The sequence below is a fragment of the Rugosimonospora africana genome, from assembly GCF_016862975.1.
GTDB lineage: Bacteria > Actinomycetota > Actinomycetes > Mycobacteriales > Micromonosporaceae > Rugosimonospora > Rugosimonospora africana.
Genome location: NZ_BONZ01000066.1, coordinates 111,508 through 125,496 on the forward strand (window position 1 = coordinate 111,508; position 13,989 = coordinate 125,496).

Consider the following 13,989-nt stretch of genomic DNA (forward strand, 5'->3'; position numbering starts at 1 on the left):
GGCCGGGCACCCGGTGGGCCGGCCGGTGGCGGGAGCGGGTGGTGGCGGGAGCGGGCGGTGGCGGGAGCGGGCGGTGGCGCGAGCGGGCGGTTGCGACCCGGCGGTACGCCCGGCACGATGCATGGACCGGGCTCGCTGGGTCGGGCACACCGCCGGGCGAGGGCTCCCATGTGGTTGGAGGCAGCGTGCGTCGACCGAGCATCCACCCCGTGTCCTGGCAGGCGCCCCGCGCGCCGGTGCGGTCCCGCCAGCGGGACAGCGAACCCCCGATGCCCGCGCCGAGCCTGCGGCCGATCGGCGGCCGGGGGCCGGAGGACATCGCGATCGACGCCGGGGGCACCGCGTACACCGGGGTGGCCGACGGGCGGCTGCTGCGTCTGGCGCCGGACGGTGAGGTCGCGGTCATCGCCGACACCGGTGGCCGGCCGCTGGGCGTCGAGGTCGATCCCGGCGGTGACCTGGTGGTCTGCGACGCGTACCGGGGGCTGTTGCGGGTCGACCCGCGGCGGGGCACGGTCACGGTACTGGTCGACAAGGTCGACGGGGAGCAGTTGCTGCTGTGCGACAACGCGGCGGTGGCCGGCGACGGTAGCATCTACTTCAGCGACTCCTCACGCCGCTTCACCCTGGCGCACTGGCGGGCCGACCTGATGGAGCACTCCGGCACCGGGCGGCTGCTGCGCTGGGACCCGTCCGGCACGGTGGAGGTGCTGGCCTCCGGTCTGCAGTTCGCCAACGGAGTGGCGCTGGCCGCCGACGAGTCGTTCGTGGCGGTCGCCGAGACCGGCGCGTACCAGATCAGCCGGGTCTGGCTGTCCGGACCGCGCGCCGGCCAGCGCGACGTGTTGATCTCCAACCTGCCCGGCTTCCCGGACAACCTGTCGACCGGGTCCGACGGTCTGCTGTGGATCGCCCTGCCCAGTCCGCGCAACCGGATGCTGGACTGGGCGCACGCCCACAACCCGAGGCTGATCCAGGCGATCTGGGCGATGCCCGACCGCTGGCAGCCGGCGCCGCGACACACCACCTGGGTGATGGCGGTGGACGCCGACGGGCGGGTGGTGCACGACCTGCAGGGCCAGCACGGGTACCACATGGTCACCGGGGTCCGCGAGCGCGACGGCGTGCTGTACCTGGGCAGCCTGATCGAGCCGTCGGTGGCCACCGTCGCGCTGCCGGTCAGCTGAGCGCCCGGCTCACCGGCGGGTCTGCCAGCGGGCGCCGAGCGTCCCGACCGCGAACGTCGCCGCGAAGAACGCGCCATAGGTCAGCAGCACTCCGACGGCCCAGTCGGACAGCCCTGAGCCGGGCGGCCAGGTCAACACCCAGTCGAGCACGGGCGCGAGCGGGTACCCGAGCATCAGAATGCCCGCGGCGATCGGGATCCGGGCATCGACGAGCCCGTAGAGCAGGCAGGCCAGCAGCGCGGCCAGCAACAACAACAACTGGTGCCTGAACAGGCTCCAAGCCCAGGACTGCGGCGAGAACAGCACCGGAAGCTGGGTCGGCATGATGATCAGTGCGCCGGGAATCGCGATCAGCCACCGCATGGCGTGCCGTGCCGCGGGTACCTGCCGGCGCAGCAGCGCGGCGGTCCCCACGGCGGCTAGCGGCAGCGGCCAGAGCACCCCGCTGATCAGCGGGACGTCGTTCATCGTCGTGTTGTCCGGCGCCCAGTGCTGGGCCACGATCGCCAGCACGGTCAGCGCCAGCGCGAGGTGCCGGCGGCCGGATGCCGCCGCGGCCACGGTGACGCCGATGAGTACGGCGGTGGCCAGGTAGGCCCACTGCATCAGTGTCGGCGGCCTCGGGTAGCCGCCGAGGCTGACGACCACCTTGATCGCCTGAGCCAGCGCCGAGGCGCCGGCGTCGACGAGCAGGAACAGCACGCCCAGGTGCAGCGCGCCGGCCCAGACGGCACCGGGGGTGTGCCGCCGGTGAGCGCCGGCCCGGGCGCGCAGCCCGCCCAGGACCAGGGCCGCCGCCTCGCGGACCGTCGGGTGCCGCTGCCCGGGCTCGGCCAGCTCCATCAGCGTCGAGACGATCTCGTCTGCCCGCTCCTGCCGGTAGGCGCGCGGGTAGCTGCGCAGCAGCCGGCGGTATCGCCCTTCCAGGGGATCGGTCATGCCGGCCTCACCACCTGGGCGCGGCGGGCCTGCCGGTCGGTGACCAGCCGGGCGGCCTCGACCATCCTCGTGGCTTCAGCCCGCAGTGCCGCGCCGCCCTCGCCGGTCAAACCGTAGTAGCGCCGTGCCCTGCCGTTGACGGTCTCCTCGCTGTCCACCCGGACGAGGCCCTCGTCGGTGAGCCGGTCCAGCGCGGCGTACAGGGTGCCGGCGGCGAGCCGGACCCGCCCGCGGGACAGCTCCTCGACCCGTTTGATGATCGCGTATCCGTGGAGGGGGCCGTCGAGCAGCGAGGTCAACGCCAGGTACGTCGGCTCGCGCATCGGTCCCTGAGCAATGGTCATGCAGTCAGCATATACAGTTCATCTGATTATTGGTACCCGGCGGTGACGATCGCACAGACAGTCGCACCGGCCTCGCGACCGGCCGATAAGCTGCGCTGGCACCTCACGACGCGAAGGAGCCGCAGATGCCGGTCAGCGCCGAGCGCTTCGGGACCACCCCGGACGGCGAGGAGGTCGACCGCTACACGCTCTCGGTCGGCCAGATCCGGCTCCAGGTGCTCAGCTACGGCGGCGCGGTGTGCGCGATCGAGGCGCCGGACCGCGAGGGGCGGCTGGCCAACGTGGTACTCGGCCTGCCGACGCTCGCCGGCTACGTGCACCGCAGCCCGTACTTCGGCTGCATCACCGGCCGGTACGCCAACCGGATCGCCGGCGGCCGGTTCACTCTGGACGGGCGGCCGTACCACATCCCGCTCAACGACGGCCCCCACGCCATCCACGGCGGGGGCATCGGGCTGGACAAGCGGGTGTGGAAGGTAGAGGAGTGCGGGGACGCGGCGATCCGGCTGCACCACACCAGTCCAGACGGCGACCAGGGCTTCCCCGGCACGCTGGACCTCAGCGTGGGCTACACGCTGAGCGAGGACGGCCAGTGGCGCATCGACTACGCCGCGACCACCGACGCGCCGACCGTACTGAACCTCACCAACCACAGCTACTTCAACCTGGCCGGTGAGGGCAGCGGCGACGTATACCGGCACGTGGTGCAGATCGACGCCGACCGGTACACGCCGGTGGGGCCGGGGCAGATCCCGACCGGCACGATCGAGCAGGTCGCCGGTACCCCGCTGGACTTCACCTCGCCGACTGAGGTGGGTACCCGCATCCGGGACGGCTTCCCGCAACTGGTGACCGGGCACGGGTACGACCACAACTACGTCCTGCGCGGCGGGGACGTGGCCGCCCGGGTCGTGGAGCCGGAGTCGGGGCGCACGCTGTCGGTACGCACCACTGAGCCGGGGATGCAGTTCTACACCGGCAACTTCCTCGACGGCACGCTGGTCGGGCCGGCCGGGCGGGCGTACCGGCAGGGCGACGGGCTGGCGCTGGAGACCCAACACTTCCCGGACTCGCCCAACCAGCCGAACTTCCCGTCCACCGTGCTGCGCCCCGGGCAGGAATTCCGCAGCACCACGGTCTACACCTTCGGCGTCGAGTGACGCCACCAGTGCCACACAATGCCGGCGGCCGATTCGAGGGTGCCGGCGCTGGCTGAGCCGGGGGCACGTCAAGGACGGTGGTCAAGCGTCCCGGCGGCACAGCAGCAGTCCGCCGGCCAGCAGGGCCGCGGCGGCCCAGGCGGCCAGCACGCCGAGGCCGGCCCACGGACCGATGACCAGCCGCGAGGTGTCGGTGGTCGCCTGGACGTCGAGCCCGGCGGTCATCGGCGCGAGCTGTTGGAGATGACGCTGCCAGTGCGGGTTCGTGACGACCAGGGTGGTCAGCGGAAACAGGTACAGCAGTCCGAGGACCAACCCGATGGCCGCGGCGGAGTCGCGGACGGCGGCGGTGATGCCGAGGCTGAGCAGGGCGATCAGGACCAGGTACGCGACCGAGCCGGCCGCGGCGCGCAGCACCGCGCCATCGCCGGGCGACAGCGACGGGTGGCCGTGGGCCACGTCGAAGCCGTTGCCCGGCAGCACGAACCGCCCGGCCAGCAGGCAACCGAGTACCGCGACGGCCGCAGCCGCGGCCACCACGCCGGCCAGCACGACCGCCTTCGTGGCCAGGACGGTGACCCGGCGGGGGATGGCCACGAGGGTGGTGCGGATCAGGCCGGTGCTGTGCTCACCGCTGATCGCCAGGACGGCGAGGACGGCGAAGAACGCCTGCCCGAGCGAGACGCCGGTCAAGGCCACCCTGACCGGATCGGCGTCGCACCCGCCGGCCGGGCAGCGCACCGTGGCGTCCGTGGCCGCGCCGGTGGCGACGGTCGCGACCACGAGCCCCAGCAGCAGCCAGGCCGGGCCGGGGGTGGTGCGCAGCTTCGTCCACTCGGCGCGTAGCGCCCGGCCGGCCCCGGACAGTGGCGGCCGGGCCGCGCTCACGCGTCCCTCCGCCGGATCGCGACCACGGCGAGCCCCATGGCAAGCGCCGCCCAGCCGACCAGGACACCGAGACCGGCCCAGGGCGGCAGGGGGAAATAGCCGGAGGCCGGGGTGTAGAGGTTGTCGACCTGCGGGTACCGCGGTGCGCTCTGCTGGATCGCGAACGCGGCGGCCGGGCTGATCCGCAGCAGCCACTGCGCGGCGGCGGCCGGCAGCACCGAGATGGCCAGCAGGTACGGCAGGACGATCAGCACGACCACGCTGGCGACCGCGGCGGCACTGCGCCGCAGCAGTGCGCCGATCGCCAGAGCCAGGACGGCGGCCACGGCCAGCAGCGCGGCGGTGCCGACGACCAGCCGCACCTGGGTGGCGACGGTGGCCGGGTGCAGATAGACGCCGTGGTCGCGCAGGACCCGCTGACCGAGGGTGACCACGACCGCCGCGGCCACCAGGCCGGTCGCGAACGCCACCGCGCCGACGACCGCGGCCTTGGCGGCCAGGACCCCGCCTCGGCGGGGGGTCGCGCTCAACGTCGTGTGGATCAGGCCGCGCCGGTACTCGGCGGTGATGAACAGCGTCGCGACCACGGTGACGGCGATCAGTGCCAGGAACGTTCCGATCAGCGTCTGGGTGACGGTGGTACCAAGGCCGGTGGCGCCGGCGACCGCCGGGGCGATGTCGCCCGAGCCGCTGACCGTCAGCGTCCCGCCGGTATCGGTGAACTCGCCGCGCATCAGCGGCGGCGCGTTGTCGGGCAGGCCGAACGCCTCACCGGTCCACGGGCCGCCGGACCAGCCACCCTTTCCGTCGAGGTGATCGAAGACGGCGGTGGCCCGGGTCGGGCCGGTCTCCGCTCCGGCCGGGCCGAGCAGGCCGCTCGGGGTCTGGGCGTACGGCGGTGACGTGGTGAACAGCCCGGCCGGTACGGTGGCCGGCAACCCGGGCAGGCGTACCCGGGCCACGGTCGTCCAGCGGGTACCGTCGGCCGACGCCTCGCCGGTGATCCGGTCACCGGTACGGGTCAGCCGCAGCCAGCGCGGCGAGGTCGCGGTGACCGTACCCGGCGGGCCGGCCACGTCGCCGGTGTAGTTGTCCTGCATCCGCACCCCGTGCGCGCCGGTGACCATGATCGCGGCGTACGCCGCTCCCGGCCGGGTACTGGCCCGCACGATCAGTCCGGCCTTGGCCCATCCGATCACGCCGGGTCGAGTACCGACCGGTGCCGTCGGGTCGGTGGGCATCGCGGGCAGCAGGCCGGTCAAGGACGTGACCCGCACGGTGAGGCTGCCGTCGGCGGTCAGCGGGCGGTGGACGAAGTAGTAGCTGTCGCTGACCTCCTGGCCGCCCGGGCCGACTGGCAGCACGCACGCGGAGTCGGGCCCGCGGGTACCGCAGGAGCCGTTCTCCCCGGGGGCCAGCCCCATCGCCATGACTCCCAGGGCCGCGCCCAGTACCGCCACGACCCAGGCCCGTACCGTGCGGAACTTGGTCCACTCGGCGTGCACCAGCGCGACCAGGCCGGCGCGGGTACCGGCGCTCATCGGGCTTCCTCCGGCGTGGCCGCGCGGAACTCGACCGCGTCGCGGGTCAGCCGCAGGTACGCCTGTTCCAGCGTGGCCCGCTGCGCGGACACCTCCGAGAACGGCACCCCGTGCCGGCTGAGCAGGCTCACCACCGCCTCCGTGGTCAGCCCGCCGACCGTCGCCGCGTCCGGTCCGGTGGCGACCACCGTGGCGCCGGCACCCGCCAGTACCGCCGAGGCCCGGGCGAGTGCGGCGCTGCGCAACGTGACCGCGTCGCCGGAGGCCGCCGCGAGCAGCTGCGCCACGCTGGTATCGGCGATGACCCGACCGTGGCCGACCACGACCAGGTGATCGGCGGCGTCCTGCAGCTCGCCCATCAGGTGGCTGGACACCAGAACGGCCCGGCCCTGCGCGGCCAGCCCGCGCAGGAAGGCGCGCGTCCACACGATGCCCTCCGGGTCCATGCCGTTGAACGGCTCGTCGAGGATCAGCGTCGGCGGGTCGCCGAGCATGGCCGCCGCGATGCCCAGCCGCTGGCGCATACCGAGCGAGAAACCACCGGCCCGCCGCCGGGCCACTGCGGCCAGCCCGGCCTCCTCCAGCACCGTGTCGACCCGCCGTGCGGACAGCCCCTGCGAGTGCGCCAGCCACAGCAGGTGGTTGCGGGCCGTGCGGGCCGGCTGCAACGCCGAGGCGTCGAGCAGGGAGCCGACCTGGCACAGCGGGCGCGGCAGACTGCGGTACGGGCGGCCGCCGACCAGGGCACGGCCGGCGTCGGGTGCGTCCAGGCCGAGGATCACCCGCATCGTGGTGGACTTGCCCGCCCCGTTGGGCCCGACGAACCCGGTGACCTGACCCGGTTGGATGGTGAACGACATCCCGTCCAGCGCCACCGTCGACCCGAACCGTTTACGCAGCCCGCTCACCATGATCGGCGCGTCACTCATCGCGTTTCCCTCCCGTTGTCTCGCACTGCCCGTGTTTGTACGCGTGGGGCGGTGTCGGCCCGGTGTGCGCCGCTGACACCTGGGTGACACCACGCGGCTGGCACAGTGGCCCGGTACCCGCGGGTGCCGGTACCGTCGGGCCTGCGCGAGGAACTGCGGATGTGCGTCATGAGAGTCCTGGTAGTCGAAGACTTCGAAATCCTGGCCCGGACCATCGCCACCGGCCTGCGCCGCGAGGGCATGGCCGTCGACCTGGCCTACGACGGCGCCGACGCGCTGGAGCACCTGGTCGCGACCCGGTACGACATCGTCGTGCTCGACCGGGACCTGCCCCGGGTCCACGGCGACGACGTCTGCCGGCAGATCGTGGCCGGGCACCCGCACAGCCGCGTGCTGATGCTCACCGCCGCCGGCGCGGTCACCGACCGGGTCGAGGGCCTCGGCCTGGGCGCGGACGACTACCTACCCAAACCGTTCGACTTCGCCGAACTCGTCGCCCGGATCCGCGCCATCGCCCGCCGCCCGACCAGCGCGTTGCCCCCGACGCTGAGCAGCGGCCAGATCACCCTGGACCCCAGCCTGCGTACGGCCACCCGCGCCGGGCACCGCCTGGAGCTGAGCCCGAAGGAGTTCGCCGTGCTGGAATGCCTGCTGGCCGCCGACGGTCGGCTGGTGACCGCCGAAGAGCTGCTCGAACGGGTCTGGGACGAAGCCGCCGACCCGTTCACCACCACGGTCAAGACGACCATCCGGCGGCTGCGGGCCAAGCTCGGCGACCCACCCGTGATCCACACCGTACGCGAGGGTGGCTACCGGATCGAAGCGCCGTGAGCCGCCGACGACGGCGAAGCCTGCGTACCCGGCTGACCCTGCTGTACGCCGGCCCGTTCCTGCTGTGCGGTGCCATCCTGCTCGCCGTACCGGTGCTGAGCCTGAACAACACGGTTCCCGCCGACCCTCAGGCCCTCCCGGCCCCGGAGCCCACCGGTCTCGAGCTGACCCAGCAGCACACCGTGCTCACCGCCTCGGCGATCGGTCTGTGCGGCATGGCGCTCGTGTCGCTGGTACTCGGCTGGCTGGTGGCCGGACGGTTCCTCAAACCGTTGAAAACCATCACCGCGACCGCCCGTGACATCTCGGCCACCAGCCTGGACCGCCGCCTCGACCTGACCGGCCGCAACGAACTGACCGACCTCGCCGACACCCTCGACGAACTGTTCGCGCGGCTGCAGGCGGCGTTCGTCGCGCAGCGGCACTTCGTGGCCAACGCCTCCCACGAGCTGCGCACCCCGCTGACCGCCCAGCGTGCCCTGCTGCAGGTGACCCTGGCCGACCCGCGGGCCACCACCGACGAGCTGCGGGCCGCCTGCGAGGACCTGCTGATGCTGGGCGAGACGCAGGAGCGGCTGATCGCCGCGTTGTTGACGCTGGCCAGCAGCGAACAGCCGGTCGAGAAGGGTGAGCCGTTCGACCTCGCCGACCTGGCCCGCGACGTGGTCCTGGAACGCGGCCCCGAGGCGCAGCGCCGTGGCGTCCACCTGCACACGGCGCTCGGCGCGGCCCCGGTCACGGGCAATCGGCAACTGGTGACCAGCCTGGTGGCCAACCTTGTGGACAATGCGGTGCGGTACAACACGAACCCGGGGCGCGTCGAAGTGTCGACGGCGACGGACGGTGGACGGGCGAGCCTCACGGTACGCAACACCGGACCGGTGGTGCCGCCGGACCAGATCGGGCGCCTGTTCGAGCCGTTCCAGCAACTCGACGGGCAACGCATCCGCCACTCCGACGGCCACGGGCTCGGGCTGGCCATTGTCCGCGCGGTCGCCACGGCGCACGGCGCCACACTGGTCGCGGAGGCGGCACCCGGAGGCGGCCTGACCGTTCAGGTCGGGTTCTGACCGGCCGCGCGCCGCCGGAACCGTGCGGCCCCGGCGACGCGCACGGGCTCAGTCCGCGAGCTTCGCGATGGCCTGAGCGGCCAGGAAGTACTGGTTGGTGCCGAGCTGACGGATGGTCTTGATGCCCAGGGCCTGCTTGATCAGCTCTGCGGCGTTGTCGGACACACCCGCGAGCGCGGCCACCGGCGCGTCCGCGAGCTCCTGCACGGTCTTGTCCTGGTACGCCTTGTCAAGCTTGCTCTCGGCTCCCTGCACGGGATCCCCCTTCATCGACGAGGCCCGCCGGCCGGCGGGCCGCCGCGTACGGTACGCCAGCATTGTGGGGCATTGGAAAGGGGGCCAAGGCGGTCCGGCTGTGCGAAGGTACTGATCGTGGCCACCTCCCATCCCACCGTGCTGGCCGGCGCACGCTCAGCTATCGAGCCGCTGTTGGCCGGCGGCCAGGACCGGATCCTGGTCGGCATCGCCGGGCCGCCGGCTGCTGGCAAGTCGACGCTGGCCGCCACGTTGGCCGCGGACCTGCGCGCCGATCTCGGGGAGGGCGCGGCGGTCGCCGTACCGATGGACGGGTTCCACCTGTCCAACACGCAACTGGCCCGGCTCGGGTTGACCAACCGCAAGGGCGCACCGGACACGTTCGACGCCTGGGGCTTCGCCGCGCTGCTGCGCCGGCTGCGCAGCCCGCAGGCCGGTGAGGTGGTGTACGCGCCGGAGTACAGCCGGGTGGTGCACGAGTCGATCGGCGGAGTCGTCCCGGTACCGGCACAGACCCGGGTGGTCGTCGTGGAGGGCAACTACCTGCTGCTGCCCTCGCCACCCTGGACGCTGGCCCGCAAGCAGCTGGACCTGGTGCTGTACCTGGACGCGGCCACACCGGTACGGGTGGACGCGCTGCTGCGCCGGCAACGTGCCCGGGGACTGGCCGCGGCCGCCGCGCACGATTGGGTACAGCGCAGCGACGAGGCCAACGCCGCGCTGATCCAGACCACGATGCGGTACGCGGACGTGGTGCTGACCCGCCCCTGACCGCTCAGCCGGCGCCCGGCGCGTCGCCGGTGGCGGCTGTGCCCCCGGTCTCGGGTGTGCCTTCGGCACCCGGCCCGGCGGGCGGTGGGTCTCCGGCGTCTGGCCCGGCTGGCGGCGGGCTTGCGGCCGGCGGCTCGGCGGGTGGCGGGCCGCCCGGGATCGGCGGGGGGCTTCCGGCGGGCTGCGTTGTCGGTTGGCTTGGCGTTGTTGGTTGGCCCGGCGCCGCCGGGCGGTCCCAGCGCAGCGGGCGCGGGTCGACCCACCACAGCAGCCGGAGCCACCACGGGCGGCGGGCCCGCAGCTCCCCGACGTAGGCCAGCGCCTGCGCCTTGGCGCGCCGGGCATCGTCCTCCCGCACCTGCGCGCCGGCGAACGTGACCTGGTTGGCCAGCGTGGCCAGGTCGTCCAGCGACGGGGCGGGCAGCCCCGATCCGGCACCGGCGGAGCGGCGCGGTCCGGCGACCGTCTCGGCCGCGTACGCCGCCACCTCGGTGACCGCCAGGTGCGCGGCGGCCGGCCTGCCGGCCAGGCGCAGCCCGTCGAGGACCTCGTGCCACGCGCCGGCCACCCGGGACGACGGTGATCCCCGGTCCAGCCGGCGCTGCTGTTGGGCGCGGCGGGCGAACACCACCGCGGCCAGTGCCGCCGCCAGCACCGCGAGCACGCCACCGCCCAGCCCGCCGAGCAGTCCTCCGCTGACTCCGCCGGCCGGCAGCGCCTGGACGCTCGGGCTGGGCGAGGGCCGGTGCGGGTGCGGCGACGCGGACACCGCGAGGGTCGGCGCCACCGAGGGCGGTGGCGCCGAAGGCGGCGGTTTGGGCGCGAAGTCGTCCTCGACCGGGCGCGGCTGGGTGTCCGGGTGCGGGAGCGGGTCGAAGGGTACCCAGCCCACGCCGGTGAACAGCACCTCCGGCCAGGCCAGCGCGTCGCGGCCGAGCACGCTGCCGCGGCCGGGGCGGGCGGTGAAGCCGACCACGACCCGGGTGGGCAGGCCGAGCATCCGGCCCAGGACGGCGAAGCTGGCCGCGAACTGCTCGGTGGTGCCGCGCTGGCCGCCGAGGTTGCGGGCGGCGAACAGGAAGAAGCTGAGGTTCGGGTACGCGTGGCCGCTGGGCGCGTCACTGACCAGCGTGTAGTGGTCGGACAGGAACTGGGCGATCGCCTGCGCCCGCTGGTACGGGGAGGCGACGTCCTGGCCCAGTTGCGCGGCCAGCTTGGTCATCGCGTCCGGGGCGCCGATGCCCAGTTGCAGGTACCGGGCCACGGTCGGGCCGGAGGGCACGTCCGCGCCGGGCAGCAGGTTCACGTTCGGCGACGGTGCCGCGGAGCGCACCGTGTAGGTCAGCCCGGGGGACAGGCCGGCGGGCAGGATCAGGGTGCCGGTGCCCTGGTCGTACCCGACCCGTACGCCACCCACCTCGCGGGCGGCCTGCGCGGCGGGCAGCAGCCGGCCGTCCAGATCGTCGACGGTGATGCGGGTGTCGATCGGGCGGCCACCGGCCGGCGGGGCGCCCGGGCCGTTGATCGGCGGCAGGGCGCGGCCTGCCTCCCGGTAGTTGCCGTGGACCAGCCAGTTGACCCCGTCGTAGTCGGACAGGACAGCCAGCCGGATGCGCAGTTCGTCGGCCGGCACGGTGGTGGTGATGTCGGTGTCGAACAGCTTCTCGGTCGGGTTGAGCGCCCAGCCGGACAGCCGGATCAGCGGGTTCTCGTCCTGAGCCGACAGGTCGGGTGGGCTGACGTAGCGGCGCGGGTCGATCGGGGTGGCGGCGACCCGGCCGGCCAGTACCGGCCCGACGGCGACGCTGAGCCCGATGACGACGGCAAGCGCCGCGGCCCCGCTGACGGCCAGCCGGGCGCGCAGCGCACCCCGGGCATGCGCGTCCAGTTCGGCCGCGGCACCGGCGGGCCGGCCGGTAATCGCCAGCCCGGCGGCGGCCACTGCCGCGTAGGCCAACGGTTGCCACAGTGCCGGGTGGGCGTTGGGCCCGACCACCAGCAGCGTGCCGGCGTACAGCACGGTGACCGGGGCATAGCCGGCCAGCACCCGCCGGAACCGTACCGAAAGCTCCGCGCCGGCCAGCGCCGCCAGCCAGGTCGCGATGACCGGAACCAGTACGGTGTCCGGCTGCGGCTCGATCGGGATCAGCGCGGTCAGCAGCCGGGGGATGCCGTTGTGCGCCGCGTCGCGCCACAGCGGCAGCAGGCCGCCGGGCAGCCCGGCGTGGTGTGCCGAGACGCGTACCGCGAGCAGGGTGTAGCCGAACAGGAAGGCGGCCGAGATCGGTGCCGCGGTGTAGGCCGGCAGCCTGCGGGTCAGGGCGGACAGGGCGACCGGCGCCAGGGCCGCGCCCAGCAGCAGCCGGGTCAGCAGGTCGCCGTGGTAGATCCGGGCAAGTGGCAGCGCGGCGATCGTGACCAGCAGGCCCATGACGACCGGTACGGCGACCCGCCTCACCATCGGCCGATCCCGTCCCAGGCGGCGGCGAACCCGGCGGCGTCGGGTACCGCGAGCACCCGCAGACCCTCGACGGTGGCCGGTACGCCGGCGGGGTCGCCGAAGACGCCCGCCACGATCGTCGGGTACCGGGGGCGCAGCGCCCCGACCGTGGCGAGGTCGCCGGCCCGGGCGGCGCCGGTGAGGTAGACCAGGGTGTCACCGAGCCGGTACTGGCGCAGGCGGTCGATGGCCTGCTCCAGCGCGCCCGTCGTGTCTGCGCCCGTGTCCGGCTCCGGCTGCGCCGCCCCGGGGTGCAGCCGCGCCTCGGCGAGCCGGTCCAGCAGCGGCGCGGCGTCCACGCGGCGGGCACCCGAGGGCCCGACCGACTGGTGGTCGCCGGTGCCGATCGCCGAGGAGGCGGACAGCATCAGCAGCTCCGCGGCCAGGTCCTCGCGCAGCGCGGCGACCAGGACCGAGGCGGCCGCCTCGCACGCTTCCTCGAAGCCGTCGGGCTGCGGGAACGCCGCTTCGCGGTCGTCGAGCAGCACGACGATGCGGGGCAGGCTGGTGTCCACGTACTCGCGGACCATCAGTTCACCGACCCGGGCGGTGGTGCGCCAGTGCACGCGGCGCAGCTCGTCGCCGATGACGTACTCGCGCAGCGCGTCGAAGGTGATGTTGCCGTGCGGTACCCGGTCCACCCGCCCGTCCAGGCTGCGCGCGATGCCGACCGGTACGGCCGCCAGCGGGTGGGTCCGCGGATGCACCCACACCCGGGCGGTGCCGCCGTGCGTACGCGACGAGCCGAGCAGGCCCAGCGGGTCGCGGCGGGTCACCGACAGCGGTCCGACGCAAACCACTCCCCGACGCCCGGTGGGGACCGGGTAGGTCACCGTGGTGTCCCGGGCCGGCCGCAGCCGGATCAGCGGTACCGGCACCGGTGCGCCGCCGCAGGCGTCCTGCGCGATCAGCGTGGCCGCGCGCAACCGGCTGGCGTTGCGTACCACCAACGTCTGCGCGCACGGCTCACCGCGGGCGACCCGGTCCGGTTCGACACTGCGGGCCACCGACAGCCGCGGCTGCCAGGCGGCGTCGCCCACCGCCCAGGCCGCGGCCAGCAGCGCGGCGGCGCCCACGACGGCCAGCTCCGGGTAGCCGAAGGCGAACCCGGCGACGATCAGGATCGCACCCCCGCCGACGAGGGCCAGGCCGCGCGGGGTCGGTTTCACACTGGCTGTGCCGAGGGGACGGCGACGGACTCCAGGACGCCTTCGAGGATCTGCTCGGCGTTGGCGCCGCGCAGCTGGGCGTCGGGCGACAGCAGCAGCCGGTGGGCGAAGACCGGCTCGACGAGGGCCTGCAGGTCTTCGGGTATCACGTAGTTGCGCCCGTCCAGCAGCGCGTAGGCGCTGGCCGCCTTGGTCAGCGCGATCGCACCCCGGGGACTGACCCCGACCCGCACCTGCGGATGGGTGCGGGTGGCCGAGGCCAGCCGAACCGCGTAGGTGTAGAGCGGGTCGGCGAGGTACACACGGCGGGCCAGCTCGATGGCCGCGGCGATGGTGGCGGTGTCGGTGATCGGCTCCAGCGCGTCGGGGCCGCGGCCGGCGGCGGCTCCGCGCAGCACGTCGATC

Annotated in this window: 14 protein-coding genes; 5 read left to right on the forward strand and 9 right to left on the reverse strand. The window is 74.0% G+C overall.

The features are described from left to right. Positions 1 to 185: 185 nt before the first annotated feature. On the forward strand, positions 186 to 1,187 hold the full coding sequence (locus tag Raf01_RS32605; protein WP_239134115.1) for an SMP-30/gluconolactonase/LRE family protein: 1,002 nt from the start codon (positions 186 to 188) through the stop codon (positions 1,185 to 1,187). A gap of 9 nt (positions 1,188 to 1,196) precedes the next feature. Here Raf01_RS32605 and Raf01_RS32610 read toward each other — a convergent pair whose 3' ends face one another. Further along, the gene (locus Raf01_RS32610; protein WP_203921909.1) at positions 1,197 to 2,126 is read right to left on the reverse strand and encodes a hypothetical protein; all 930 of its coding nucleotides are present in this window, start codon (positions 2,124 to 2,126) and stop codon (positions 1,197 to 1,199) included. After that, positions 2,123 to 2,470 carry a PadR family transcriptional regulator gene (locus Raf01_RS32615; RefSeq protein WP_239134116.1) on the reverse strand — a complete coding sequence of 116 codons (348 nt, stop codon included), beginning with the start codon at positions 2,468 to 2,470 and terminating at the stop codon, positions 2,123 to 2,125. Before Raf01_RS32615 ends, Raf01_RS32610 begins: the two co-directional genes overlap by 4 nt. A gap of 125 nt (positions 2,471 to 2,595) precedes the next feature. Here Raf01_RS32615 and Raf01_RS32620 point away from each other — a divergent pair, with 125 nt between their 5' ends. Further along, complete coding sequence (locus tag Raf01_RS32620) at positions 2,596 to 3,630, forward strand: aldose epimerase family protein (protein ID WP_203921910.1); 1,035 nt, start codon at positions 2,596 to 2,598, stop codon at positions 3,628 to 3,630. A gap of 81 nt (positions 3,631 to 3,711) precedes the next feature. Here Raf01_RS32620 and Raf01_RS32625 read toward each other — a convergent pair whose 3' ends face one another. The 3 genes from Raf01_RS32625 to Raf01_RS32635 are packed head-to-tail and all read right to left on the reverse strand — an operon-like array spanning position 3,712 to position 6,988. Continuing rightward, complete coding sequence (locus Raf01_RS32625; RefSeq protein ID WP_239134117.1) at positions 3,712 to 4,518, reverse strand: ABC transporter permease; 807 nt, start codon at positions 4,516 to 4,518, stop codon at positions 3,712 to 3,714. Further along, the gene (locus Raf01_RS32630; protein WP_203921911.1) at positions 4,515 to 6,059 is read right to left on the reverse strand and encodes an ABC transporter permease subunit; all 1,545 of its coding nucleotides are present in this window, start codon (positions 6,057 to 6,059) and stop codon (positions 4,515 to 4,517) included. Before Raf01_RS32630 ends, Raf01_RS32625 begins: the two co-directional genes overlap by 4 nt. Further along, positions 6,056 to 6,988 (reverse strand): ABC transporter ATP-binding protein, encoded by a 933-nt coding sequence (locus tag Raf01_RS32635; protein ID WP_203921912.1) that lies wholly within the window; start codon positions 6,986 to 6,988, stop codon positions 6,056 to 6,058. Before Raf01_RS32635 ends, Raf01_RS32630 begins: the two co-directional genes overlap by 4 nt. Before the next feature lie 168 nt (positions 6,989 to 7,156). Between Raf01_RS32635 and Raf01_RS32640 the strand changes: the two genes are divergently transcribed. After that, positions 7,157 to 7,819, forward strand: a complete 663-nt coding sequence (locus Raf01_RS32640; protein WP_203921913.1) for a response regulator transcription factor — start codon at positions 7,157 to 7,159, stop codon at positions 7,817 to 7,819. Next, on the forward strand, positions 7,816 to 8,889 hold the full coding sequence (locus tag Raf01_RS32645; RefSeq protein ID WP_203921914.1) for a sensor histidine kinase: 1,074 nt from the start codon (positions 7,816 to 7,818) through the stop codon (positions 8,887 to 8,889). The genes Raf01_RS32640 and Raf01_RS32645 overlap by 4 nt, the downstream gene beginning before the upstream one ends. A gap of 48 nt (positions 8,890 to 8,937) precedes the next feature. Here Raf01_RS32645 and Raf01_RS32650 read toward each other — a convergent pair whose 3' ends face one another. After that, positions 8,938 to 9,144, reverse strand: a complete 207-nt coding sequence (locus Raf01_RS32650) for a hypothetical protein (RefSeq protein ID WP_239134118.1) — start codon at positions 9,142 to 9,144, stop codon at positions 8,938 to 8,940. 117 nt (positions 9,145 to 9,261) lie between these two features. Here Raf01_RS32650 and Raf01_RS32655 point away from each other — a divergent pair, with 117 nt between their 5' ends. Beyond that, positions 9,262 to 9,915: a nucleoside/nucleotide kinase family protein gene (locus Raf01_RS32655; protein WP_239134119.1), complete on the forward strand. Its 654-nt coding sequence runs from the start codon at positions 9,262 to 9,264 to the stop codon at positions 9,913 to 9,915. Positions 9,916 to 9,919: 4 nt separating this feature from the next. On the opposite strand, the gene Raf01_RS32660 is transcribed toward Raf01_RS32655, so the two are convergent. The 3 genes from Raf01_RS32660 to Raf01_RS32670 form a co-directional block, all read right to left on the reverse strand. Further along, positions 9,920 to 12,376, reverse strand: a complete 2,457-nt coding sequence (locus Raf01_RS32660) for a transglutaminase TgpA family protein (RefSeq protein WP_203921915.1) — start codon at positions 12,374 to 12,376, stop codon at positions 9,920 to 9,922. Next, entirely contained in the window at positions 12,370 to 13,584 is a 1,215-nt protein-coding gene (locus Raf01_RS32665) for a DUF58 domain-containing protein (protein WP_203921916.1), read from the reverse strand. The genes Raf01_RS32660 and Raf01_RS32665 overlap by 7 nt, the downstream gene beginning before the upstream one ends. Continuing rightward, positions 13,581 to 13,989, reverse strand: a 409-nt coding sequence (locus tag Raf01_RS32670; protein WP_203921917.1) for an AAA family ATPase, incomplete at its 5' end; no start/stop codon positions are given. The genes Raf01_RS32670 and Raf01_RS32665, both read right to left, overlap by 4 nt.

Bases quoted from the DNA above. Each gene is read 5' to 3' on its own strand.
- Raf01_RS32620 (WP_203921910.1), top strand. From the start codon at position 2,596: ATGCCGGTCAGCGCCGAGCGCTTCGGGACCACCCCGGACGGCGAGGAG.
- Raf01_RS32640 (WP_203921913.1), top strand. From the start codon at position 7,157: ATGAGAGTCCTGGTAGTCGAAGACTTCGAAATCCTGGCCCGGACCATC.
- Raf01_RS32630 (WP_203921911.1), bottom strand. From the start codon at position 6,059: ATGAGCGCCGGTACCCGCGCCGGCCTGGTCGCGCTGGTGCACGCCGAG.
- Raf01_RS32615 (WP_239134116.1), bottom strand. From the start codon at position 2,470: ATGACCATTGCTCAGGGACCGATGCGCGAGCCGACGTACCTGGCGTTG.
- Raf01_RS32610 (WP_203921909.1), bottom strand. From the start codon at position 2,126: ATGACCGATCCCCTGGAAGGGCGATACCGCCGGCTGCTGCGCAGCTAC.
- Raf01_RS32660 (WP_203921915.1), bottom strand. From the start codon at position 12,376: ATGGTGAGGCGGGTCGCCGTACCGGTCGTCATGGGCCTGCTGGTCACG.
- Raf01_RS32635 (WP_203921912.1), bottom strand. From the start codon at position 6,988: ATGAGTGACGCGCCGATCATGGTGAGCGGGCTGCGTAAACGGTTCGGG.